This is a genomic window from Glaciecola sp. HTCC2999, from assembly GCF_000155775.1.
In the GTDB taxonomy this organism is placed as follows: Bacteria; Pseudomonadota; Gammaproteobacteria; order Enterobacterales; family Alteromonadaceae; genus Opacimonas.
Window position 1 is genome coordinate 229,682 of sequence record NZ_DS989812.1, and the last position, 25,990, is coordinate 255,671.

Here is a 25,990-nt window from a genome sequence, read left to right on the forward strand (position 1 = left end):
ATTGGCTGTATTTATTTTAACACTCTATTGGAGAATATTATGTCACTAACTACACAAGAAGCAGCTGCAATCGTAGCAGATTACGCAACTAAAGAAGGCGACACTGGTTCACCTCAAGTACAAGTTGCATTATTAACGCACAACATCAACAAACTTCAAGGTCACTTTAAGTCTCATAAAAAAGATCACCATTCACGTCGTGGTTTATTACGCATGGTTTCTACTCGTCGTAAATTATTAGACTACCTTAAAGGTAAAAATGTTGAAGCGTATCAAGACCTAATCAAACGTTTAGGCCTACGTCGCTAAGACAAGCTCAAATACTAAAAAGGCGCTTTTTAAAAGCGCCTTTTTTTATGTCTATTTTATTTCAGTTTTTAATCAAACATAACGCCTTGGTAATCGAGCTCGCCATCCGGTTAAAATTTCATAACACACGGTTTTTTTCCATTTGACCAAATCTCGAGGATCGATCCATTCATCACCTTGACCGCCCATTAGCACGACTTCATCGCCTATTGACACATTATCTAAATGACTGACGTCTACCATCATAGCATCCATAGCATTACCACCTACTACTGGGCATTGTTGTCCGTGGATTAATACGTACCCTTCATTGCGTACACGCGGGTAACCATCACCGTAGCCAATCGGTAATATTGCAATCTGCATGGGTGTAGACGCAGTAAAATGCATCCCATAGCCGACACAATCACCTACTTGGAGTTGTCTTAACGCAGGTATTTGCGCTTTAACCGACATAATCGGTTTGAGTCCTTCAATACGTTTACATACAAGCGATGGATATACGCCTAAATGTAAGATCCCACTGCGGATCATATTGAAATGCGCATGGGGGAGGTCGAGAAGCCCACCGGTATTGGACATGTGAATTAATGGGATGGTGATATCCGTTTGTTCTAGCGCTTCTATGACTTCCACAAAGCGACTATGCTGTAGATTCGCATAGGTTTTATCTGCTTCATCGGACATGGCAAAATGACTCATCATGCCTTCCAGAACTAATCCATCACACTCTCGGGCAATATATTCAATCACCGGTATTGCATCACTCCAGCGCACACCCCAACGACTCATGCCACTATCAATTTCGATATGAACCGTGTGGTTAATCCCTTGTGCTAAGCACAGTGCATTAAAGCGTCTAGCTTTGTCGATATCATTGACACAACAGGTGATGCGATAGGCTAAACATGCAGCAAATTCAGCGTCACTGACCTCACCAAAAATTAAGATGGGTAGTTCAATCTGGGCATCGCGTAATTCAATCGCTTCATCTATGGTCTCAACAGCGAGATAGTCATAACCGGCGTCACGCGCCGCTTTAGCGATAACGACACCACCATGGCCATACGCTTGGTCTTTGACAACACATAATTTTTTAAGATGTGCAGGTGAGTCTTGATTGATAAGCTCAAAATTGGTGAGTAGTTGTTGATGATCTATTTCTACCCATGCGCTGCGAATACCTGACATTGGTTTATCTATCATTATGCTGCTCCTGGTGGCCACATAGTGTCACCAATATCAGTGCGGTAATAGCTATTTGAACAGCGGATATCTGCCATCAGTGCATAGGCCTGCTGGACCGCATCATCTTTCGTATTACCAAATGCGTTCACATCGAGTAACCGATGACCGGATGCTAATACGGGATGTTCTGCTTTACCTGCCTCTACTTCGTTGAGCCAAATATCGCCTTTATCACTGCATAATACTTCTGGTAACTCTAATGGAAAGGCAGGGCCTGTGACACTTAAAAACGGATACCCGTAACCGGCAAGAGTAATTGAACACCCAATCGGTTTATCGGAAACAAAATCAGGAATAAATTCACTGCCATCGATCACTGCTTTGAGCATATCAAGGGGGTTTTTGAGCATACGCATGATCATAGGGCCACATGTGACGCCAAGACGAGCATTGTATTCAATCACCGACCACACCCCATCGCGACAAATTGCGGTGACTTGTAACGGTCCAGTGTAATTGACTTCTTCTAGCCAAGGTTGTAATGGGGTAATGAGTGTCTCAGCGAGACCATATTGGTCTGTCGGATCGGCTTCGATTAAACCGCCAAGTGGGGCGCCTGCAATTTTTCCCATGTTACCGTTAAAGGCGCGTTTATATTCTTGGTTACTGACTAAAGAAGTGATTTGGCCGTTTTGGACAAAGACAATGTGTCCAGCTTCTTTGTGACCCATATATTCTTGGAAAAATACACCTTCGGCATAATCAATCCGATCCAACCAACTCTGAGTATCAGCTAACGTTTCACAAACAATAGTATGAATAGGACTAGTGGGAGAACATAGTGTGTTTTTGATGACATAGGGAGCAGGGTGCTGGGTCAGAAATTCTTGCGCATCTAGCCGGTTTTGTGCGACGCAAGAACGCGGAAATGCAATGCCGACGGATTCGCCAATGGTTTGTGCAAACGCGCGGTCTCGTTCGAGTTTTAGGGCTTCATCGGTGGGACAAAATACCGGCGTCTTTGCTGCGAATGCTGCTGCCCAATCGCTTTGCGCCCAATCAATTGACATCGGGATCATAATATCCACAGGGTGCTCAGCTACGAGTGCTAAAGGGTTAGCAAAATCATGTTCATCAAACGTCTGACACACCTGGTTAGGGCCATAATGGCCGTAGTCACGACTCAGCCAGACGATGACATGAGCACCGGCGTCTTGCAGGGTTTGTGCTAAACCATGGGTAAAGGCACCGATACCGATAATCAGTACCGAAAGTGAAGAAGCGTCTTTTTCTGGTAATGGTAGAGACATATTAATTGTTCTTATTTTTTAATGACGCCCAATTTTAGACATTTGTGACAAAAATAGCGAGTCTATGAGGGAATATCTACCCAGCAGTCGGCACTGTTCCGCGACTCACACTATTGAGTGTTTTTTCCATCGCTGTCACTTTGTTTTTAAGTGCGGTATTACGCTGTTCCAATATCGCTATTTTCTCGTTAATTACCACGTTTGTGTCTTGTCCCGATAGGAGACCTTGTTTCATGGTTTCAATTTCAAGACTCACTGATAAGATCTCGTTTTTGGTGGCGTTAAAATCATTTTGTAGTGCGTCAAATTTAGTATCAACATTCTTAATACTCTTTTTCACTGAAGCGGTAACCGAGTTCACTGAAGCTGTCACCGAGTTCACACTGGATTGAGCTTTGGTGCGATTATCTTCCACTACCTTGGTCAGATCTTGTATTTCTTTTTGATTTCGACGCCAAGCAGATGCCCAAAGCTTATCCATTTGATCCCATAACTCTTCTGCACGATTTGCGAGTTCACCTACTTTAACTTGTAGTGCTACAGTAGAATTACCCATTTCTTCACCAGTAGCGGATAAACGGTTTTCTAACTCCATAATACGTGCAGTAGCACTATCTAATGCTGCTTGGCTTTGTTGTTGGGTGTAATAGAGAAAGCCCGATGCGCCTGTGGCAATTAACGCTAATAATAGTGCGCCGATGACAAGCCCTTGGTTATTGGCTTTTACGATAGTGGGAGCGGGTGACGGTGTGCCGTTGGGGTTAGTACCTTGAACGGTTCGATCAGAGGCATCGATACGGATATTAGGTACATCGTCAAAAGAGTGTTTAGTCATGGACATCAATCATTTTGTTTAAGTGAATTAATACAATAATAATGGGTTTTGTATTAAAAATCACTACGAAACATAGAGATGTCCACGTTTATTCAAGAATAAGTAATATGGAGTGAGTTTAGTTACTCACCCCATCATTAAATACTTAACCTACCGCTTTTGCAATGGCTTGCTCTACATCAGCGATAATATCATCAATATGCTCAATCCCGACTGAAATACGGATTAAGTCTTGTGATACTCCGGCGCTATGTAGTTCCTTTTCATCTAACTGGCGATGCGTGGTGCTGGCGGGATGACATGCTAGTGATTTGGCATCACCAATGTTGACCAAACGTAAAATCATATCAAGTGCATCTATAAATTTACCACCAGCACTGTCAGGATCGTCAGATTTAATCCCAAAACTAATGATCCCAGACGCTAAACCATTCGACATTTTTTGACAAATATCATGATAAGGACTTGAAGCTAAGCCTGCATAATTCACCCAGCTGACATCCTTATGATTAGATAAGTATTGTGCTAATGCTTGCGCATTTTGACAGTGGCGTTCCATACGTAAAGGTAGTGTTTCTAAGCCTTGAAGTAATAAAAACGCACTTTGAGGTGATAATGCTGCACCTGTGTTACGCAGGGGAACGACTCGGCAACGACCGATATAAGCCGCTGGACCTAATGCTTCAGTATAAACCACACCGTGATAAGACGGGTCTGGTTCATTGAGCAGTGGGAAGCGCGCCTTATTTGCGACCCAATCAAATTTACCCGAATCGATGATAACACCACCGATAGTGGTACCATGACCGCCGACATATTTGGTCAATGAATGAATTACGATGTCTACACCATGTTCAATCGGACGGCATAGTGCTGGTGTAGCTACGGTATTATCTACAATTACCGGTACACCATGACGGTGTGCAATTTCACTCAGTGCAGCTAAATCGACAACATTACCTGCAGGGTTACCGATAGACTCACAAAAAATTGCTTTTGTGTTTTCATCAATCAATGGTTCGATAGTTGATAAGTCATCAAACGAGGTCATGCGCACATCTACGCCTTGACGCGGTAATGTATGAGCGAATAGGTTATAAGTACCACCATAAAGTTGGCTAGTAGAAATAATATTATCGCCTACTTGTGTTAGAGCTTGAATAGCATAGGTAATGGCTGCCATACCTGAAGAGACGCATAGTGCAGCAATACCACCTTCTACCGCTGCCATTCTTTCTTCAAGGACGTTAGTCGTCGGGTTCATGATCCGAGTATAAATATTACCTGGGACTTTTAAGTCAAATAAATCAGCACCGTGTTGGGTATCATCAAAGGTATACGATGTTGTTTGGTAAATAGGCACTGCTGCAGCTTTTGTGGTTTCATCTGATTTATAAGCATGATGAAGTACTTGTGATTCTAATTTCATTATATTTCCATGGTAATTAATATAAATTTTCTTAACCATAGAATAAACGAAGCAATGAATCAATAACTAGATAATCTTACTTATTCCGCTTATTTTCAGCCTTCATCCGAGCGCTTTGTTCTTGGCGTTTTTGTTCCCGTTTTTCCTTACGTTCTTTCTTGTCCGGCGTCATTGATCCGGTTTTAAACTGTGCTTTGCGTTGAGCCTTTTTCGCCGCTTTTTTCGCTTCTTCTTCCGCCATAAGTTGTTTTTCTGCGACTAACATCTCGGGTGTTTCTAATGTGATTTGTCCAATTTTTCCAGACATCAGCTCATTTAGTAACACTTCACAAATTTTATGTAAATTGACTCGACCGCCACTCATGACAGCGCCACGTTTTTTGGCAGCCATTTCTAAAAACTCAATTTCCGTATCGGGGATCTCATCGAGTTTAAAACGGGCTTTGAGTAGTTCTGGGTAGGCTTTAATTAAATAGTCGGCTGCAAAAAATCCTACATCGTCATATTCCATAGCGGTATCTTTTACTGCGCCAGAAGCTGCTAGGCGATAGCCCGTATTAGGATTGGCTAATTTAGGCCATAATACTCCGGGCGTGTCATATAGGACGATACCTGAGCCTAAATTAATGCGCTGCAGATTGCGCGTGACAGCCGGTTCATTACCTGTTTTAGCGATGGTGCGTTCAGCCAGAATATTAATTAATGTAGATTTACCGACATTGGGAATACCGATGATCATAGCATTGATATTTTTGACAGAGGCATTCTTTTGAGCACATACACTTCTGATTTTATCGATAATTTGTTTACTTTTACCGACATTATCCGTGGTGGTCGTCATGGTTTGAATACCACGTTCATTTTCTAAACTAGCTTGCCATTGAGCCGTAATAATAGGATCGGCAAGGTCTGCTTTATTAAGGATCTTTAAACAAGGGGTATCACCTCGGATCTTTGCTATCTCAGGATTTTCACTCGAGTAAGGAATACGCGCATCGAGCACCTCAATAAGAATATCCACACTTGGCAATGTTTCTTTGACCTCTTTGAGGGTTTTATGCATGTGTCCTGGGAACCAATGTACAGCCACTGTCATATCCTGATAAGTATTAATGCCGTGAATTGTACTGTATTTGACAGTGTTAGGGAATGTGAATTGCATTTCGTGGGTTGTACTAAAAAACAAATCACATTACTAAAATGTATGCGCTTACATTTTGATAACAATTGCTTTAATATAGCTGGAAAGTTAAGTAGGTTTTAGAGAATTTATAATGAAAATCAGTTACATACATACAGATGCTTATCAGGTAAAGCGCGAGCAATGGGGTCGCCAACTCAAAGATATATCTAAAGTCTTGGTGGGTAGTCTAATCGTGCTGGGATTAACAGCATGTGGTGGCGGTAGTGGCTCATCAGGTCCCGTTTCGCCGACACCGACCACACCGGTTGCCACACCCAGTGCACCAGCAATGAACGATTTTATGTTTATGGCGAGTCAAAACACACAGCTTGATGAAACCTTACGTGGTGTCATTACTGGGGATAAGATATTTTTGCGTACGCCCGAAGTCATCGATGTCGGCAATCTTGCAGCAACGTTTGTGATTGACGGGGCAACTGTAACGATTAATGGCAAAGAACAAGTATCTGGCGTGACGACAAACGATTTTTCTCAACCAGTGACGTACACGATTACTAATTCTGCAGGTACGAGTAAACAGTACACAGTAGAAGTTATGCAATTTACCGGTCTGCCCGTCATTAACCTAACGACAGACAATGGAAATGCGATTACGAATCGAGATGATTACACCACTGGTACGGTGTCAGTGTTTGGTAATGGTGTCGTCAGTGATTTAGATAATATGACAATGGAAATTCGTGGTCGAGGGAATTCGACATGGGGCATGCCTAAGAAGCCGTATCAAATGAAGTTATCTTCTAAACGTGAATTTTTAGACATGGAGAATGACAAAAAATGGTTATTCTTGGCAGAGTACGCCGATAAAACCATGTTACGAAATCAGATTGCCTACGAAATGGGATATTTAAGTGATTTGGCATGGACGACAGATTCTGAATTTGCCGAAGTCTTCCTTAATGAAGAATACCAAGGCACTTATCATATCACGCAAAAAGTGGAAGAGGGCAGTGACCGTGTTGATTTGGGAGATAACGGATTCTTATTAGAAATTGATCAGTTCGAGCGCCTTGATCCTGATGATGTATATTTTGAGACAGGTACATTTTTGATTAATATCAAAGAGCCGAGCTTAGAAGAGAATGACAGTCAGTATCAATTCATCACGCGATTATTATTCGAATTTGAACAAGCACTTTACTCTAATACCTTTGCAGATCCGAATAATGGTTATGCCCAATTTATTGATATAGACAGCTTTATAGATTGGTACTTGATCAGTGAAATTACTAAAAATGTTGATTCTCGCTTTTTCTCGAGTATTTACTTTCATGTCATTCCAGGTGAAAAAATAAAGATGGGTCCGTTATGGGATTTTGACTTAGCGTTTGGCAATGTGGATTATGCCGATCCGGAATTTCCAGAAGGATTCTGGATCAAGGATAACCCTTGGTACGCTCGACTATTCCAGGATCCAAATTTTGTGAATCTAGTGCAGGCACGTTTTGCATACTACAATAATAATAGAACCTACTTACTCAATAAAATAGATGAGTATGCAGAGAAATTACGTTACGCCCAAGCTGAAAATAACGCTAAATGGCAAACGATTGGCGTCTATGTATGGCCTAACCCTGTTGTATTAGATACTTATGACGAAGAAGTAGCACGCCTTAAATCCTGGTTTAATACTCGCATGGATTGGCTCGATATTGCTTTGGGAGATTTATAGGATTACACCACGCCTAATAATTTAGCACCAAATACAAATACGATAAAACACACCAATGGATGAGTGAAGAGCAGTACACCTTTGTACTGTTCTTTTTGGTTGTAGTACTCGTGAAATGATAAAAGTCCGAAACGCATAATAGTGGGTAAAAATGCCATCACAGTAGCAACAAAAATAATGTATTGGGCATCAAATACAAATACCAGTAATCCGGCACAGCACATGATGATAAGACTGATGATGGCCATGTTCATGGTGATTTTCTCTTGTGAATAGTGTTTATATGGGATGTATACGTTGTTGGACGCGATTTTGTTTTACTTAATTTCAGACATAAAAAAAGACACCCTAGGATGTCTTTGATTATCAATTTGGTGGAGCTGGCGGGAGTTGAACCCGCGTCCAGAAAGCGTCAACCGTCGGTACTACATGCTTAGTCTGTCATTTATTTAACCTTAGAAGCTCCGGCAGACAGGATCTTTTCAGGCTGGCCTAATACTATTTCGCGGTTCAACCTTAGACAAGTTTCCCTCGCTATTCTACTGGGATGACCTCCCGAACCTCAGTTAGCAGAAAAAACTTGAGTGGGAGGGCCTATACAGGTTATTAAGCTGCTAGTGCGTAGTTTTCGTCGTTTGCGACTATTTGTTTGCGGCTTTTTAAAGAGGCAAACCGCACCTCTGCATGCACCTAAAGCATCATTGAATCCTGTCGAATCCTAATCAGCCCCAAATGTTATATATATGATAGCATTGATTTAGTCTTTGCATAGTTATTTCGTCTAAAAAATAGAATAAATCAATAGTAATTATTGGCCAAAACTGTGTAATTGTTTTTTTCTAATTTTAATAATTACGTCATATAGTTTTTCTGTTGTATAAGGTTTTGATAGTACGTAATTAAACCCTGCATCATAATAACTACGAACTTCATCAGGCATAGTATTACCGGATATTGCTATGACAGGAGTGGTAGCGTCTGTTTCACGAATTTTATTAATTAATCCAAGACCATCTAGTTTGGGCATAGCAATATCAGATAACACAATATCAAAATGATGGAAATCGAGTAATTCAAGGGCTTCTTCACCATTCTCAGCTTCTTTGATATTCACCGCACAGGCGATAAGTTGTTCTTTTAGGATGGTTCGGTTGATGAAGTTATCTTCAACAATTAACACTGAAACGCCGGCTAAATTTGGTAACGCAGGCGCATCATTTTCGGTGTCGCTTAGTGAATCTTGTTTAGGCTTTCTGACACGCTTATACGGAATAGTTATCTGAAAAACACTGCCACCATTTTTGCTACTCTTTACGTCAATGGCGCCTGCTAATTCATTCAATAGTTGTTTTACAATACTCAGTCCAAGACCGGTACCTTGGTACTTTTTAGTCGAACTTTGTTCAATTTGAAAATATTGCTCGAAGATTTGGTCGGTATATTCATCAAGTATTCCGATCCCAGTATCTTCAACCTTTAATATGATATTTTTGTGCTCAAGATCAGTTTCAATCTGGACCTTTATACCGCCTTCTGATGTGAACTTAACGGCATTACCTACGATATTCGATAATATAATTTTAAATGACTTTTGAGCCACAAATACCTGTTCGGGTAAGTTGTCATGAAACTGTACATCAAAGCTTAATCCTTTCTGATGTGCCTGTTCTTCATAAATGAATAGGGTTTTAGATGTAACATCACGAATATTAACTGGGATAGGCGTATCGATAAAATTGCCAGAGCGGAGTTGTTTAATGTTTAAAACGCCATCAATAGTATCATTCAGATGCTCTGTTGTGCGGATAACATTTCGTAACAAAAACTGATATCTTGAAGCAGATATTTCATGATGGCTAAGTACATCTAATACACCTTTAATACCTTGCAGAGGATTACGTATTTCGTGATTTAGATGAGTAATAAATTGTTCCTGTTTATGATTTATTTCAAAGAGCTCTCTCGATTTTTGAGAGTAATCTTTAGCGATAAGTAGCAACGCTATGAGTAAAGCTATCAAGACCATCGATTCCCTTACCGGCAGTCCCATTAAAACGACATCATAATAGCTCTGTAGATTCTCAGTAAAACCTGTGACAAATTGTAAGACAAGAAAGGCGATCAGGATGACAGTTGCTTTGAATACTAACCGATAATGATGAATACCCATCAGCCATAAAGATATGATGCTAAATGCCAATATATAAAGTGCTGAATTTGAATTCGTCAGTCCACCACTCGTTAATATATTGCCAAGAGAGTAAGAGAAAAAACCGACAAGTAGTAGATAAGTTCTAAATGATGCGTTGTGATAATAATAGAAGGCCGCGCCTAGGCAACTGAGAGTTAACACCCCACTAACAATCCGAAAAGTCATATCATATTGAACGTCAAATACGAAAAATACAGCCCTGATAATCAGCATTATTAATAGGTAAACACGTTTAATCGTTAGAGCAGGGTGATGGTACATAGACTCAGCCTTAGATTGGGTTAACTCATGATCAATTGTCGTTTGCGAACCTTAAGAATAATATCGTACAGCTTTTCTGTGTTATAGGGTTTTGACATTACATAATTATACCCTGCATCATAATAAGCCGTTGCCTCATTATGCAGGGTATTGCCAGAGATAGCTACCATGATTAATTGTGGTTCGAACTGACGCACGGCTTTAATCAGACCGACACCATCTAATATTGGCATAGCGATATCAGATAACACAATATCAAAATGATTAACTTTGATAAGATCTAATGCTTCTGCCCCGTTTTCGGCTTCTGTAATACTCGCTCCACATGCTTCAAGTTGTTCTTTTAAAATAGCGCGATTAATCATGTTGTCTTCTACAACCAATATTGATGTCCCTGCTAGATTAGGCAACTTGTGGTGTGGTTTTACAGCGCTACTCGCTAAGTTAGATTTAGACTGTAGGACTAACTTACAAGGAAAAGTAACCGTGAAGGTAGAGCCCTCATTCAAGGTTGAGTGAGCGGTGATAGAGCCCTCTAAGCGGCTAATTAACGGTTTAACAATACTTAGCCCTATACCGGTCCCTTGAAAGTCTTTGGTTAACCTCTGATCGACTTGGTAATACTCATCAAATATTTTGTCAGTTAATGTCTTTGGTATACCTATCCCTGTGTCTTGCACACTCAATGTAAGCATGCCTTGAGTGAATGATACATCAATGTTGATTTCTCCTTGAGCAGTATATTTAACAGCATTACTAGTTAAGTTTGAAAGCACGATTTTGAGTGATTTATTTGGAATAAATAATTGCTCAGGTAAATCTTCATCATAATTCACTTTAAACTTGAGCCCTTTTTGATGAGCTTGTTCTTTGTAAATAAAGATAGTGGTATCGACTATATCGCGAATATTATGTGGAACTGGACTATCACTGAACATACCTGAACGAAGTTGTTTTAGACTAAGTACCTCGTTAACCATGTCATTAAGGTGATTTGTGGTGCGAATAGCGTTATCGAGTAAATAATCAAAACGTTCAGCAGGGATCTGATGATTTTTAAGGATATCAAGCACGCCTTTTATGCCTTGGAGTGGGTTACGCATTTCGTGATTTAAGTGGGAGATAAACTGATCTTGTTTAATAGTGATATCTATAAGTTTATTATTCTTCTTTCGGTAATCATTGACTAGAAAGTATAAGGCTGCCAATGATGTTATTGAACCTATTAATGATATTAATGGTATGCCTAATAAGTATTGATCATCATTAACATCCATTATTTGAGCGTAACCAGAAAAATAATGGATTATCGCAATACTGATTAAAATGCATGTGCCAATTAAAACTGAACGGGTTTGTTCGACACCTAATGTCCATAAAGTAAATATGGCAAATCCAAGGATGTAAATGGGTGTTGTACCATCAGCTAGACCACCCATAGTTAATATCGGTGAAAGGGACAATGATAAAAAACCAACTTGAGTGAGAATATTCTTAAGTATCTTATTTTTGTAAAAGAAGTAATACGCGCCAACTAGGGAAGTAACCGTTATATATCCTAGAATAATACGAAATGTTAATCCCTTTTGAATTTCTATGAACAAAAACGGTAATCTGATCAAAAGAGGGATCAAAATATATAATCGCTGAGCGAAAAGTTGTTGGTAAATGCGCATAAATAAATCCTTTTATTTAATCTAATTGTCTATAAATTAAGACTATCCTTTCACTTTCATCATTCTTTCTTTTTGTCGGGCCCAGTCTCGGTCCTTGATCGTGTCTCTTTTATCGTGTGCTTGTTTACCTTTAGCGAGGCAAATTTCTAACTTAACCCAACACGCTTTCCAATACATAGCTGTTGCGACTATGGTCAAACCCTGTCGGTCTAATCCGCCCATGAGTTGCTCTATTTCACGACGTTTAAGCAATAATTTACGAGTACGGTCAGGGTCACAAATCACATGAGTGGATGCTTGAGATAAAGGTTGGATGGTGATATTCGTCACGAAGGCTTCACCATTTTTAACAAACACATAGCTGTCAGATAAATTCACTTTACCTGCACGAATACTTTTAACTTCCCATCCCTGTAGTTCCATACCAGCTTCGAACTTGTCGGTTAAATGGAATTCATGTTTCGCTTTTTTATTAAGAGCGATAGTGCCGGTAGGGTTTTTTGATTTCTTTTTGCTCATGTGCTTATTCTAACATTCCGTTAATTATATTGTACCTGTGATTCGTGCTAGTGCAATCTTAATATCGGGTATTTGGCTTAACAATTGAGCTTTTCGTGATAAACTTTACCAATTAAATGTCAAATTACTGATAAAATTTTATGGCTAAAGTGAATAAAAGTGCGTTAGTGCCCTACAGTGCACAAACCATGTATGATTTAGTAAATGATGTGGCTGCTTATCCTGAATTTATTCCTGGGTGCATAGCGACTCATATTGATAGTGTTGATGATACACATATGCGTGCAACACTTGATATAGCCAAAGCCGGAATAAATCATTCTTTCGCGACTCATAACACACTCAATGCGCCTCATTCTATTGCCATGGATCTTGCAGAAGGGCCATTTAAATCCCTATCAGGCGGGTGGGTGTTCACTGAATTAGATGAACATGCATGTAAAATAGAATTGAGTCTGAATTTTGAATTTACGAGCAAATTGGTTGAATTAGCATTTGGTAAAATCTTTCATAGTCTTGCTAATTCCATGGTGGACGCGTTTATTCAACGCGCTAAACATAATGCGGTTTTATCTTCATGAGTAATATTCAGATAGAAGTAGTTTACGGTACGCCAGAGCAGCAATTGATTCTAGTCATTGATGTACCGGCAGAAACATGTGTTGAAGATGCCATCAAGGCTTCTGATATTATTCAGCATTTTCCCGAGATTGATTTATCTATCAATAAAGTGGGGGTGTGGAATCGTACATGTAAACTCACAGACACATTAAAAAACGGCGACCGAATTGAAGTTTACCGTCCTTTAATTGCCGATCCTAAAGAAGTACGACGACAGCGCGCTGAGCGTGCGAAAGAAGAAGGTCGCGCAGATAAAGTGACGGGAGGTCGAGCGCGGCGTGCTAATCGAGAAAGTGCAGAAAACACTGAAGCTCACTCTGCTGATAAGCCTCTATCAGCAAAGACAATAGATAAATAATGATTGTTTGTCGGTAATTAGCTTCAATATTTACGGCGTTGTAAGCCCGTGTTAGCAATAATTTTGGCTGAAATTTCTTCGATAGAAAATTTGGTTGAGTTTAAAAACGGGATCCGTTCTTTTCGATACAGTCCTTCGACTTCTCTTAATTCCATTCGACATTGTTGCATCGATGCATATTTAGAATTGGCGCGACGCTCTGATCTAATTTGATGCAGCCGGGCAGGATCGATTGTCAATCCAAAAAGTTTATCTTTATATCGCTTTAATGCTGGGTTTAGTTTAATTACATCGCCTAAATCTTCTTCAGTAAATGGATAATTTGCCGCCTTAATCCCATATTGCAAAGCTAAATATAGACTGGTAGGCGTTTTACCTGAGCGTGATACACCAACCAAAATTATATCTGCTTCACCATAGTTTTTTAGATTCGTCCCATCATCATTTGCTAGTGCATAGTTGACAGCTTCAATACGAATGTCGTATGTGGTTTCGTGAATACTATGGGTACGATGCTTCTTAGGTTTTGAAGGAACACCGAGAATTTTTTCGATAGGCGCGACGAACTGATCTAAAAAGTTGTAATTAATACCGACGGATTGAGAAATAATATGCATGACTTCGGTATTTACAATTGTATAGAAAACCAACGGGCGAGTTTGAGAATCTTGAAAACTTTCAGATATTTTTGTTAAAACATCGTATGCCTGTTGCTCGGTTTCAACAAATGGGATCGTGATATGTTTGAACTCAATTGGAAACAAAGACAGTAAAGCATGGCCAAAAACTTCGGCAGTGATCGCGGTTCCATCTGAAATATAGTATGCGGTGCGCATAACAACTCCTTAACAATGGTGTAATTTAATTACAGCTTGAATTTAAATTTTACAAGCGTAAGTACATCATTCTAAAATGATTTTTTCATTTGGTTATTTTTTATACATCTTGTATTAACACTATAACCTAAATAAATAAGTTAGACACAATACGGCTGGAGGCTTTAAAGTGCAAGAATACGTTTTATGGTATCAACAACTTGGTATGAACGATGTTGGCAGAGTGGGAGGCAAAAACGCTTCTTTAGGTGAAATGATTTCAAACTTAGCTAACGCTGGTGTGCAAGTACCAGGGGGTTTTGCTACAACTGCAGATGCATTTAATGAGTTTTTAGAGCGTAGTGGTGTCGAAGCTAAAATTTATGACATGCTAGATAAATTAGATGTTGATGATGTGAATGAACTTGCCAAAGCAGGTGAACAAATCCGTAATTGGATCATTGATACTCCCTTCCAACCTGAACTTGAAGCGGCTATTAAAACCTCTTTTCAAGAGTTACAAGGTGACGCAGGTGATGAAGCTTCATTTGCCGTACGTTCATCGGCCACTGCAGAAGATATGCCTGATGCATCGTTTGCCGGTCAACAAGAAACCTTCCTAAATGTGAAAGGGTATGAATCTGTGTTGGTTGCTATCAAGCATGTATTCGCCTCACTATTTAATGACCGTGCTATTTCATATCGTGTTCACCAAGGCTATGACCATAAAGGTGTTGCTTTATCTGCCGGTATACAGCGCATGGTTCGTTCTGACTTATCTTCTTCAGGAGTGATGTTTACCATTGATACTGAATCAGGTTTTGAAGATGTGGTATTTATTACTTCATCATTTGGCTTAGGTGAGATGGTCGTGCAAGGCGCGGTGAATCCTGATGAATTTTATGTTCACAAGCCAACCCTAAAAGCCGGTAATCCAGCAGTAGTACGTCGAAACTTAGGCAGTAAATTAGTCCAAATGATTTACTCAGATAATCAAGAGCATGGTAAACAAGTTGATATTGTTGATATTGAACCTGCTCAAAGTATGCAATTTTCTATCACCGATAGTGAAGTGGAAGAACTCGCTAAACAAGCCATCATTATTGAACAACATTATGGTCGTGCGATGGATATCGAGTGGGCTAAAGACGGTGTTGATGGCAAACTGTACATCGTTCAAGCGCGTCCAGAAACCGTACGTAGCCGTGAAGACATGCAAGTTATTGAACGTTACCAATTAAATGGTGAAGCGCCAACGATTGCAACAGGTCGTGCTATTGGTCATAAAATTGGTTCGGGTAAAGCGAAAGTGCTTGCGTCAATTGATGAAATGGACAAAGTAGAAGCAGGTGATGTATTAGTCACCGATATGACCGACCCCGATTGGGAACCGATCATGAAACGTGCCTCGGCTATTGTGACTAATCGTGGTGGACGCACCTGTCACGCCGCTATTATTGCTCGAGAGTTAGGTATTCCTGCCGTAGTGGGTTGTGGCAATGCAACGGATCTAATTAAAACGGGTGACCAAGTTACCGTCTCTTGTGCAGAAGGTGACACTGGTTTTATCTATGGTGATGAACTCGCGTTTGATGTCGTCACTTCGCGCATTGATTCAATGCCAGATGTCCCATTAAAAATTATGATGAATGTAGGTAACCCTGATCGGGCATTTGATTTTGCTCGTTTGCCTCATGCAGGTGTGGGTTTAGCGCGTTTAGAGTTTATTATTAATCGTATGATTGGTGTTCACCCTAAAGCGTTATTAAATTTTGATGCACAGCCTGATGATGTGAAATCTGAAATCACTGAGATGATGGCCGGTTATGCCTCTCCTAAAGAGTTTTACATTCAAAAATTGGTTGAAGGAATATCCACCATTGGCAGTGCGTTCTCGCCTGAGAAAGTCATTGTACGCATGTCTGATTTTAAATCTAACGAGTATTTCAATCTCGTCGGTGGGCATCAATATGAACCAGATGAAGAAAACCCAATGTTAGGTTTCCGTGGCGCTTCACGTTATATCTCTAAAGATTTCCGCGATTGCTTTGCTCTTGAATGTGAAGCAATTAAGCGCGTACGTAACGACATGAAACTCACAAATATAGAAATCATGATCCCATTTGTACGGACTTTAGAAGAGGGACGTCAAGTCATTGAATTATTGGCTGAAGAAGGCTTAGTCAAAGGTGAAAACGGTCTACGCATTATTATGATGTGTGAATTACCGTCGAATGCGTTACTTGCCGATGAATTCTTAGATATCTTTGATGGTTTTTCGATTGGGTCAAACGATTTAACTCAGTTAACACTAGGATTGGATCGTGATTCAGGTTTGATTGCACATTTATTTGATGAACGTAATGAAGCAGTTAAGAAGCTCTTAGCTATGGCGATTAAAGCGGCAAAAGCGCGCGGTAAATACGTCGGTATTTGTGGGCAAGGGCCATCTGATCATGAAGATCTTGCGGCGTGGTTAGTAGAACAAGGCATCGACAGTGTTTCGCTCAACCCAGATACGGTTGTTGAAACTTGGTTATACTTAGCCGAACAGCATGGTTAATCACCTCAACTAAACTGAGCTTGATCTAAAATGACGAGCCGCTAGCCATTGTTTACATGGCAAGCGGCTTTTTTATGTTTATATTTTTTGATTTCATAGAGCTTAAGTGCAATTTTGCGTATAATGTCAGTCATCTTGATTATACTAACTTGACGCCATGTTACCTGTACTTGATAGCAACAACGCCCTTGAACAACAATATCTTGATTACCTAGATGCACTTAATCGCGCCGGTTTTGATGGAGATATTGAAACTCAGTATTCTAGCCGTTTAGCGATGGCTACGGACAACTCCATTTATCAAAAACTACCACAAGCGATTGTCTACCCAAAACACATTGATGATTTGGTGTGTATTGGTCGAACGGTCCAAGCATTTGATGAAGTTGTATTTTCGGCGCGTGGTGGCGGCACAGGGACTAATGGTCAATCATTAACTCATGGGATCGTGGTAGATTTATCACGTCATATGAATCAAATACTAGAAATTAATGCAGATGAACAATGGGTGAAAGTCCAAGCAGGGGTCGTAAAAGACGCCTTGAATGATGCGTTAAAACCTTTTGGTTATTTCTTTGCGCCAGATTTATCAACCTCTAATCGTGCCACCGTTGGTGGGATGATTAATACCGATGCTTCAGGGCAGGGCTCATTAGTCTATGGAAAGACCTCTGATCATGTCTTGGGGTTAACGTCGGTTCTGGTTAATGGTGATGTATTACACACCGCTCCTACGGCTATTGAGACCTGTTTAACCCATGAGCAATCCAGCTATCAAGCAATTGCTAAACAAATCCAAGCGTCATGTGTCGAACAGCGCGATGCCATTTTAGCTAAGTTCCCACGGTTGAATCGCTTCTTAACCGGTTATGATTTAGAACACGTTTATGCGCCAGAGACAGACACCTTTGATATCAGTCGCTTGATTACTGGCTCAGAAGGTTCACTTGCTTTTGTCGCAGAGGCAAAACTGAATATTACGCCAATCGCAAACCATAAAGCATTGGTGAATATTAAATATAATTCTTTTGAAGCGGCATTACGCCATGCACCTAAGATGGTGGCAGCAAAAGCGACCTCGGTCGAAACTGTCGATTCGAAAGTATTGAACTTAGCACGCGCAGATATCATTTGGCACTCCGTTTCTGATCTAATTACCGATGTACCAGACCATGATTTATTGGGTTTAAATATGGTCGAGTATAATAGTAACGACGAAGCGGAAATAACGGCACGTATCGAACGGTTAAGTGCGGAGTTGGATGAAGATATTAAAACACAAAAAGGTGGCGTTATTGGTTATCAGGTAACATATGACGTACCGGATATTCAAAAAATTTATGCCATGCGTAAAAAGTCGGTAGGCCTATTAGGGAAAGCCGATGGTGCGAAAAAACCGATTGCATTTGCCGAAGATACTGCAGTCCCCCCGGAGAATCTTGCAGACTTTATTATGGAGTTTCGAGCCTTACTAGACGCTCACGAATTGGATTATGGGATGTTTGGTCATGTCGATGCTGGTGTCCTGCATGTTCGTCCTGCTCTGGATATGAATGATCCACAACAAGAAGTCTTACTCAAACAGATTTCCGACCAAGTCGTCGCGTTAGTCGCTAAATATGGCGGATTGATGTGGGGAGAGCATGGTAAAGGCTATCGCAGTGAATATACACCGGCATTCTTTGGAGAGTCACTGTATAGCGAGCTGCGTAAAATTAAAGCGGTCTTTGACCCACATAATAAAATGAATCCAGGTAAGATTTGTACCCCCATTGATTCTGATGCGCAGTTAGTTCAGGTGACTGATACTAAACGCGGTACTTATGATAGAACGATTCCGGTTGTCTTTAAGGAAGAATTTGCGCCAGCCATGAGTTGTAATGGTAATGGGTTATGTTTTAACTATGATACGACTTCACCGATGTGCCCATCGAGTAAAATTACCTCAGATAGACGTCATTCACCTAAAGGTCGAGCAGGCATGATCCGTGAATGGTTACGCTTACTCGGTCAACAAGATGTCAATGTCGATAGTCTCAACGCACAGCAGTTTAAAAGTAGCTGGTTAAGTCGCATGATCAATACGAATTCGGGTAATTCTAACCAAGATTTCTCGCATGAAGTATTTGAAGTTATGGATGAATGCTTAGCCTGTAAGTCATGCTCAGCTCAATGTCCAGTAGGGGTTGACGTGCCTGATTTCAGAGCAAAATTCTTATCCATCTACTATCAGCGTTATTCGCGTCCCGTGAAAGACTTTTTAGTTGCCAATATTGAGCGGATGGCACCGTTATTAGCAAAAATACCAAGAACCGTTAATTTCTTTACTAATTTATCATTCAGTCAATGGTTACTTAAAGAAGCTGTTGGTTATGTCGATACGCCAACGTTATCGGTGCCGACGTTGTCTGATAAAGTGAAACCTTATACATCATTTTCTATGCAGGGATTAGCCTCCTTGACTCCAGAACAAAAAGAAAAAACAGTGTTGGTGGTCCAAGATCCCTTTACTAGTTTTTATGATGCAAGTGTTGTCGCAGACTTTATGGCACTCGCGACGAAATGTGGATTTAATCCTATCCTGTTACCGTTTAATCCAAATGGTAAGCCCCAACATGTGAAAGGGTTTTTAGATAAATTTGCCCGTACAGCTCAATCCACTGCAGATTTTCTCAATGATATCGCTCAGTTTGATATCCCGATGGTGGGTGTTGATGCCTCTTTGTTGCTGGTCTATCGTGATGAGTACACTAAAACACTTGCAGAAAAACGAGGTGAATTCAGTGTGCTCGCTGTGCATGAATGGCTCAGTCAGTATGCTAGTGATGGGGTAACACAGTTATCGGTATCTCATCAACCAACACACACATTAGGACTGTTTACTCATTGCACAGAGAAAACGGCATTGCCATTAAGTGAGAAGCAGTGGCAAGTCATTTTTGGAAAACTCAATGTGCCGTTAGATATTGTCTCTGTTGGATGTTGTGGTATGGCGGGCACTTACGGACATGAATCTTCACATTTGGCGAATAGCCAAGGGATCTATGCATTGAGTTGGGAAAGTGCAGTGGCTAAATACCCAGAAGATGCACGCTTAGTGACGGGGTATTCTTGTCGCAGCCAAGTTGCTCGTTTATCTGGAGACAAGCCAGTACACCCATTACAAATGTTAAACCGCATTGTATCTTGATTGAGCATTGTGATTAGCATCAACAATAATAAAATTTAGAGGACGCACATGAGCGAAACATCTAATGAATCGACACCAATGACACAAGCTGAACATGACACTTGGGTACGTGAACAATTTCAACGTGCTAACGCTCACTTAGCACAGAACGGTGTGTTGTTCGAATCAGTGGTGGTAGAAGCTAGCCGTTATTTAGCGCCATATGTAGCGGTTTGGAAAATTAAATCTCAACAAGGTAAATTCTTTTGGGTCCTTAGTGGCGATTTACCTGCAGACTACGTGCCTTTTGATGTTGCACCTGATGTAAGAGGTGCATTACGTCATTTCTCACTCTCATGGCAGCTCAAAGCTGAAAATATTATGCAGACCCAAACGTTAGATGACACTCAAGAAAATTACGCAAAACTGTTAGCCGATAGAGCGATTAGCTTACATCAGCTTAGTGAACGTGATGATCTTTGGGGCTAGCACAAGGTAAATTCACACTATCCACATCCATCAAGATGATCCATCAAGGTGTGACTAAAGGCTGTTAATGATTAGATTATTCAGCCTTAAGTCATCTCATTAATCCATCTTAATCTTCTTCAACAATTTCTAAATAACCAAGGTTAATTAACTCTCTTATTAATTCAATCCAATCATGTGTCAATTCGGCATTAAATTTAATAAATGTTTGATGGTTGTCTAGTAAACGTGATGTTTCTAAACGAGCTGTTGCACTGGTAGAAAATTTATGACCGTTAATAAAAAATATAAATTCATCATCAACTTGATAGTCTAGATATACCGGTCTTACTCCACAGGCGAGTTGTAAAGTCACGCCTTGATTAATTAATGCTAGAATGTATGAACTGGGCAATGGAGTTTCTAACGGAAACGCATCTAAATATTCATTTTGTTTGGACAAATGCTGAGTGAGTACTTGGTCAATTTGTGTATTGGTGACATATTGTTGTAAAAGTTGTTTGAGCAACATAATGTCTTTTGGACTAATTGCTGAAGGGCGGTCGATATAGGTGCGATTTCTATCGATAAAACGTCGTGTTAGTTTATCTGAATCGAGTAAATCATCGGCAATAGCTTGGAATAGTTCAGTCTGGTCAGGGGCTCTGAATCCCACGGAATAGTTCATACATTCAGTGATTGATTGACCTTTATGAGGAAATCCTGGTGGGATATAAAGTATATCTCCGGGGAGTAACTCGACATCAATGATAGGTTCAAATTCATCTATTTGTTGCAATTTGGGGTGAGGGTAGTATTTCGCATATTTCATACTCTTGTCACCTACTTGCCACCGCCGAGTTCCTTTTCCTTGCACAATAAAAACGTCGTATTGGTCAATATGTGCGCCCACACCGGCCCCAGGCTGTGAATAGCTGACTAGTAAATCATCCATGCGCCAATGTGGAATAAAGTTAAATGCATTCATGAGAAGTGAAGCAGATTCTATGTGTGTATCGACGCCTTGCACTAATAGTGTCCAAGCGCCTTTACAAACGTCTTCAAACTCAGTAAAAGGTCCTTCAGTCACCTTCCAGTCTCCATCCATTTGACTGATCACTCGACTATCGATATCTTGTTCTTGCGCTAAACCGGCTAAATCATGTTCATCGAGTGGATCTTCGAAGTTTGGTAAGGCGTTATGCAGAACACAAGGCTTACGTTGCCAGTTTTCAGCTAGAAAGTGTTTGATAGAAAAAGCAGATAATGTGTACATTGTTAACCTAGATAAAAAAGAAGGGTGTCCATTTAAACAGACGAAAGCTTATTTAACCTAGTATGGCACAGTTTGAGAGTAAAACTGAATAAATTACATTTTATGTTAGGTTAATTGAGATAGATGTTATGAATAGATATGGGATAAACCACCATTACTCTGATATTGCAGAATAATGGTGGTGAGTCGTTAACTATTTTGACAACTGATCAACAAATGAGATTGCTTGACCAATATAGGTTTGTGGGGATAGTTTTTTCAATTCGGCTTTGACATTATCTGGCATATCTAAACTGTCGATGAATTCAGCCATCACTTGAGCATTGACTTTTTTGCCACGAGTCAATTCTTTTAGCTTTTCATACGGTTTTTCAATACCATATCGGCGCATGACGGTTTGAATCGGCTCAGCAAGTAACTCCCAATTATCATCAAGTTCTGCTAGCAGGCTAGGTTCGTTAACTTGAAGTTTACTAATTCCTTTTAAACTGGCTTGGTAAGCAATTAATGAATAGCCAATACCCACACCAAGATTACGTAATACCGTAGAATCGGTTAAATCTCGTTGCCAGCGAGATACGGGTAATTTCGTTGCTAAGTGGGCAAATAAAGCATTGGCAATGCCTAAATTACCTTCCGAGTTTTCAAAGTCGATTGGGTTAACTTTGTGTGGCATGGTTGAAGAACCTATCTCACCAGCGATCGTTTTTTGTTTGAAGTGTCCTAATGCTATATAACCCCAAACGTCACGGTCAAAGTCAATTAAGATAGTATTAAAGCGAGCGATAGCATCAAATAACTCTGCAATATAATCATGTGGTTCGATTTGCGTGGTATAAGGGTTCCAGGTTAAACCAAGACCGGTAACAAATTCTTCTGATAATGTGTGCCAGTCAACTTCAGGATAAGCTGATAAGTGGGCATTATAATTACCAACAGCACCATTGATTTTACCGAGCATATCAATATTTGCGATTTGTGTGCGTTGACGCTCTAAACGCATCATCACGTTCGCCATTTCTTTACCCATAGTCGTTGGTGAAGCAGGCTGACCATGTGTACGGGCCATCATAGGAATACTACGGTATTCTATAGCTAAACGTTTTAATTCACTGATTAATTGGTCAAGGTATGGCAATAACACTTCATCACGTGCTTCAGAAAGCATCAGTCCATGAGATAAGTTATTAATATCTTCAGAAGTACAAGCAAAGTGAATAAATTCATTAACGGCATGTAATTCTGGGGTATCTGCAACCTGTTCTTTTAAAAAGTACTCAACGGCTTTAACGTCATGATTGGTCGTTTTTTCAATATCTTTAATACGTTGTGCATCGGCTTCACTGAAAGTGTCTACGATGTTATTTAATACTGCATTGGCCTCAGCTGAAAATGGCGCTACTTCAGTAATACCAGCGGTTTGTGATAATTTTTGTAACCAACGCACTTCGACGATAACACGGTACTTTAATAATCCAAATTCAGAAAAATAAGGACGAAGTTCGGCAGTTTTGCTGGCATAACGACCATCTACAGGCGACAAAGCCGTTAATAACGATAGATCCACAATAGGCTCCTAATAAGCTTAGTGTATTTCTTGGAGCGCTAAATTAGCACTGCGCAAAATACGTTTACGATTAAATAATATATGACGGCGCTTACCGCCCATTTGACGCCACATCACTGCAGCTCGTACACCCGCTAGTAATAGCGCACGTACTTTATGTTGGTTACTTTCTTGTTTGAGATGTGCCGGATTACCTGAAATTTGGATTTTGGGCGCTAGAGGGCTCACCACATCTACATAAATACTCGCTAATGATGATAGTATTTGCTGATGTTCAAATTCGACATGACCCAATTGTCGCTGGACATTGGTAATACGCACACCGAGATCGTTCAGCACACTGGGTTTAGCGGCTAGTTTTCGTTCCAAACTAAGCATGCTCGCGATATAACGGGTAATTTCCGCATCTTTCGCTATGGCCTTATTACTGAGTTGCCCGGCAATACCAGTAAAGCCTATCTTTAGGTTACTTAACTGACCAAATACTTGTTGTGGTGTGTCAGGGTCGGTCACACAAATACTGGAAATACTTGCTTCAAATGCAGCTTCATCGCATGTGCCTGTGCGCGATACTTGCTGGACTAAGAGTGCGGCCTGGACCACACCAGCTAATGCGAGTTGTTGTTCGATTAATGGATGTAAATTACTCATGAGCGAATATAACTCTCTATGATCCCGCCACCTAAACAGACTGGGCCTTGATAGAATACTGCAGACTGTCCTGGGGTTACTGCTTTTTGGGGAGTATCAAATATCACTTCCACACTATCGTCATCGATAGGCGTGACGATACAATCAATATCAGCTTGACGATAACGGGTTTTAACGGTCATACGAGTGGGTTCGGTGAGCGCAGTACGAGATACCCAATCAAGCTGTTTGGCGATTAAGCCATTGGAATATAGACGAGGATGATTAGCACCTTGTCCAACAATGAGGCGATTATTGGTCATATCTTTATCGACGACATACCAAGGCTCATCACCATGATCACGAGTGCCACCAATTAACAGCCCTTTGCGTTGACCTAGTGTGTGATACATTAAACCTTGGTGTTCACCAATTTTTTCGCCTTCAAAGGTATAAATATCACCAGGTTGCGCTGGGAGGTATTGACTTAGAAAGTCGGTGAATTTACGTTCACCAATAAAACAAATTCCCGTAGAGTCTTTCTTATCATGAGTGACTAAACCTTGTGCTTCAGCTATTTCTCGGACTGTTGGTTTTTCTAAATGTCCGATGGGAAACAAGGTTTTTGCAATATGTTCATGTGATAAAGTATAGAGGAAATAGCTTTGGTCTTTATTTTGATCAAAACCACGTAACATTTCCCATTTATCACCATTTTTTGCGCGAGAAACATAATGACCTGTAGCGATATAATCAGCACCTAAATCTTCTGCCGCATATTCCAAAAACGCTTTAAATTTAATTTCTTTGTTGCACATGATATCAGGATTGGGAGTCCGGCCTGCTTTATATTCGGCTAAAAAATATTCAAATACATTATCCCAATACTCAGCCGCGAAATTAATGCTATGTAAGGTGATACCTAATTTGTCAGCCACTGCATGCGCATCGGCTAAATCTTCAGCTGCAGCGCAATACTCATCATTATCATCCTCTTCCCAGTTTTTCATGAAAACGCCTTCGACTTGAAAGCCTTGTTGTTTCAACAAATAAGCGGAAACAGAGGAGTCTACACCTCCGGACATACCTACTATTACTTTGGTGTCTGCAGGAATAATATGTTCAGGTATTGGCATGCTCAAAATGATAATATCTCGGTTAACACAAGCGGGATTACAATGTGGGCTATTATAGCAATCCTTGACTAAGCTTTCACCTGCAAACTAAATTATCTGAAATTCACCATTTGCAATATTATCAATTGTCCATTGTCCAACACGATAACGGATCAGTCTCAGGGTTGGATAGTTGACATGTGCAGTCATTCTTCTGACTTGTCGATTGCGTCCCTCGCTAATGGTAATACTGACCCACGAAGTGGGAATTGAAGCTCGCTCTCGAATGGGAGGGGTTCTTGGCCAGATTGCAGGTGCAGCCATTTTCTCTACTTTTGCCGGTGCCGTCATACCATCTTTAAGATTTACCCCATTTGATAATTGCTCGATGGCCTCATCGGTAATATCACCTTCTACTTGAACCCAATAAGTTTTGGTTGTTTTTTGGGTCGGATGGGCGAGCGCATGCTGTAATTTTCCATCATTGGTCAGTACCAGTAATCCTTCACTGTCACGATCAAGTCTGCCTGCGGCATAAATATTAGGGATATCGATGTAATCTTTTAACGTCTGACGTCCTGCTTGATCAGTGAATTGGGTTAACACATTAAATGGTTTATTAAATAATACGACGAGTTTCTTTTCGTTATTGGTGTGACGAACACGCTTATTTTGTGAATGGTTGCGGTAGAATTTCATAAACCAAAAGTATACATCTTGATAAGGTAGGCATTAAAAGATGGTGAATGTTATCGTATATTAGAGTAGCAATAAAGTCCGTTGGATTGACAGA

Annotated in this window: 22 protein-coding genes and 1 other RNA gene; 7 read left to right on the forward strand and 16 right to left on the reverse strand. The window is 40.4% G+C overall.

What is annotated here, in order from left to right:
* Window positions 1-39: 39 nt before the first annotated feature.
* The gene (rpsO, locus tag G2999_RS07345) at window positions 40-309 is read left to right on the forward strand and encodes a 30S ribosomal protein S15 (RefSeq protein ID WP_010180259.1); all 270 of its coding nucleotides are present in this window, start codon (window positions 40-42) and stop codon (window positions 307-309) included.
* 72 nt (window positions 310-381) lie between these two features.
* Here rpsO and alr read toward each other — a convergent pair whose 3' ends face one another.
* The 5 genes from alr to ylqF form a co-directional block, all read right to left on the reverse strand.
* Window positions 382-1,515, reverse strand: a complete 1,134-nt coding sequence (alr, locus tag G2999_RS07350; protein ID WP_010180261.1) for an alanine racemase — start codon at window positions 1,513-1,515, stop codon at window positions 382-384.
* A complete protein-coding gene (locus tag G2999_RS07355) occupies window positions 1,515-2,807 on the reverse strand; it encodes a phosphoribosylglycinamide synthetase C domain-containing protein (RefSeq protein WP_010180263.1) in 1,293 nt (430 codons plus the stop codon). Before G2999_RS07355 ends, alr begins: the two co-directional genes overlap by 1 nt.
* Before the next feature lie 76 nt (window positions 2,808-2,883).
* Window positions 2,884-3,642, reverse strand: a complete 759-nt coding sequence (locus tag G2999_RS12150; RefSeq protein ID WP_010180265.1) for a hypothetical protein — start codon at window positions 3,640-3,642, stop codon at window positions 2,884-2,886.
* A gap of 145 nt (window positions 3,643-3,787) precedes the next feature.
* Window positions 3,788-5,071 carry an O-acetylhomoserine aminocarboxypropyltransferase/cysteine synthase family protein gene (locus G2999_RS07365; RefSeq protein WP_010180267.1) on the reverse strand — a complete coding sequence of 428 codons (1,284 nt, stop codon included), beginning with the start codon at window positions 5,069-5,071 and terminating at the stop codon, window positions 3,788-3,790.
* 76 nt (window positions 5,072-5,147) lie between these two features.
* A complete protein-coding gene (gene ylqF / locus G2999_RS07370) occupies window positions 5,148-6,161 on the reverse strand; it encodes a ribosome biogenesis GTPase YlqF (protein WP_010180269.1) in 1,014 nt (337 codons plus the stop codon).
* Window positions 6,162-6,345: 184 nt separating this feature from the next.
* Here ylqF and G2999_RS07375 point away from each other — a divergent pair, with 184 nt between their 5' ends.
* On the forward strand, window positions 6,346-7,947 hold the full coding sequence (locus G2999_RS07375; protein ID WP_010180271.1) for a CotH kinase family protein: 1,602 nt from the start codon (window positions 6,346-6,348) through the stop codon (window positions 7,945-7,947).
* A 2-nt stretch (window positions 7,948-7,949) separates the two neighbouring features.
* On the opposite strand, the gene G2999_RS07380 is transcribed toward G2999_RS07375, so the two are convergent.
* From G2999_RS07380 to smpB, 5 genes are all read right to left on the reverse strand, one after another.
* Complete coding sequence (locus tag G2999_RS07380; RefSeq protein ID WP_010180273.1) at window positions 7,950-8,201, reverse strand: hypothetical protein; 252 nt, start codon at window positions 8,199-8,201, stop codon at window positions 7,950-7,952.
* Window positions 8,202-8,319: 118 nt separating this feature from the next.
* Window positions 8,320-8,677, reverse strand: a transfer-messenger RNA (tmRNA) gene (gene ssrA, locus G2999_RS12835).
* A 78-nt stretch (window positions 8,678-8,755) separates the two neighbouring features.
* Window positions 8,756-10,420 carry a response regulator gene (locus G2999_RS07385; RefSeq protein WP_010180275.1) on the reverse strand — a complete coding sequence of 555 codons (1,665 nt, stop codon included), beginning with the start codon at window positions 10,418-10,420 and terminating at the stop codon, window positions 8,756-8,758.
* A gap of 20 nt (window positions 10,421-10,440) precedes the next feature.
* On the reverse strand, window positions 10,441-12,096 hold the full coding sequence (locus tag G2999_RS07390) for an ATP-binding protein (RefSeq protein ID WP_010180277.1): 1,656 nt from the start codon (window positions 12,094-12,096) through the stop codon (window positions 10,441-10,443).
* 42 nt (window positions 12,097-12,138) lie between these two features.
* On the reverse strand, window positions 12,139-12,615 hold the full coding sequence (smpB, locus tag G2999_RS07395) for an SsrA-binding protein SmpB (RefSeq protein ID WP_010180278.1): 477 nt from the start codon (window positions 12,613-12,615) through the stop codon (window positions 12,139-12,141).
* A 140-nt stretch (window positions 12,616-12,755) separates the two neighbouring features.
* On the opposite strand from smpB, the gene G2999_RS07400 reads away from it, so the two are divergent.
* Window positions 12,756-13,196, forward strand: a complete 441-nt coding sequence (locus tag G2999_RS07400) for a type II toxin-antitoxin system RatA family toxin (protein ID WP_010180280.1) — start codon at window positions 12,756-12,758, stop codon at window positions 13,194-13,196.
* On the forward strand, window positions 13,193-13,594 hold the full coding sequence (locus tag G2999_RS12155) for an RnfH family protein (RefSeq protein WP_010180282.1): 402 nt from the start codon (window positions 13,193-13,195) through the stop codon (window positions 13,592-13,594). The genes G2999_RS07400 and G2999_RS12155 overlap by 4 nt, the downstream gene beginning before the upstream one ends.
* A 23-nt stretch (window positions 13,595-13,617) precedes the next feature.
* On the opposite strand, the gene G2999_RS07410 is transcribed toward G2999_RS12155, so the two are convergent.
* Complete coding sequence (locus tag G2999_RS07410) at window positions 13,618-14,430, reverse strand: pyruvate, water dikinase regulatory protein (RefSeq protein WP_010180284.1); 813 nt, start codon at window positions 14,428-14,430, stop codon at window positions 13,618-13,620.
* 169 nt (window positions 14,431-14,599) lie between these two features.
* Here G2999_RS07410 and ppsA point away from each other — a divergent pair, with 169 nt between their 5' ends.
* The 3 genes from ppsA (at window position 14,600) to G2999_RS07425 (ending at window position 20,630) form a co-directional block, all read left to right on the forward strand.
* Complete coding sequence (gene ppsA / locus G2999_RS07415) at window positions 14,600-16,972, forward strand: phosphoenolpyruvate synthase (protein ID WP_010180286.1); 2,373 nt, start codon at window positions 14,600-14,602, stop codon at window positions 16,970-16,972.
* 157 nt (window positions 16,973-17,129) lie between these two features.
* Complete coding sequence (locus tag G2999_RS07420) at window positions 17,130-20,162, forward strand: FAD-binding and (Fe-S)-binding domain-containing protein (RefSeq protein WP_010180288.1); 3,033 nt, start codon at window positions 17,130-17,132, stop codon at window positions 20,160-20,162.
* Window positions 20,163-20,210: 48 nt separating this feature from the next.
* On the forward strand, window positions 20,211-20,630 hold the full coding sequence (locus G2999_RS07425) for a DUF4826 family protein (protein ID WP_010180290.1): 420 nt from the start codon (window positions 20,211-20,213) through the stop codon (window positions 20,628-20,630).
* Window positions 20,631-20,739: 109 nt separating this feature from the next.
* On the opposite strand, the gene G2999_RS07430 is transcribed toward G2999_RS07425, so the two are convergent.
* From G2999_RS07430 to G2999_RS07450, 5 genes are all read right to left on the reverse strand, one after another.
* The gene (locus G2999_RS07430; protein WP_010180291.1) at window positions 20,740-21,885 is read right to left on the reverse strand and encodes a cupin domain-containing protein; all 1,146 of its coding nucleotides are present in this window, start codon (window positions 21,883-21,885) and stop codon (window positions 20,740-20,742) included.
* Between the two features lie 193 nt (window positions 21,886-22,078).
* Complete coding sequence (purB, locus tag G2999_RS07435; protein WP_010180293.1) at window positions 22,079-23,452, reverse strand: adenylosuccinate lyase; 1,374 nt, start codon at window positions 23,450-23,452, stop codon at window positions 22,079-22,081.
* An 18-nt stretch (window positions 23,453-23,470) separates the two neighbouring features.
* Window positions 23,471-24,103, reverse strand: coding sequence for a high frequency lysogenization protein HflD (hflD, locus tag G2999_RS07440; RefSeq protein ID WP_010180295.1), 633 nt, complete (start codon window positions 24,101-24,103; stop codon window positions 23,471-23,473).
* Window positions 24,100-25,218, reverse strand: a complete 1,119-nt coding sequence (gene mnmA / locus G2999_RS07445; RefSeq protein WP_010180297.1) for a tRNA 2-thiouridine(34) synthase MnmA — start codon at window positions 25,216-25,218, stop codon at window positions 24,100-24,102. Before mnmA ends, hflD begins: the two co-directional genes overlap by 4 nt.
* 87 nt (window positions 25,219-25,305) lie before the next feature.
* Window positions 25,306-25,896 carry a pseudouridine synthase gene (locus G2999_RS07450; RefSeq protein ID WP_010180299.1) on the reverse strand — a complete coding sequence of 197 codons (591 nt, stop codon included), beginning with the start codon at window positions 25,894-25,896 and terminating at the stop codon, window positions 25,306-25,308.
* Between the last annotated feature and the right edge of the window lie 94 nt (window positions 25,897-25,990).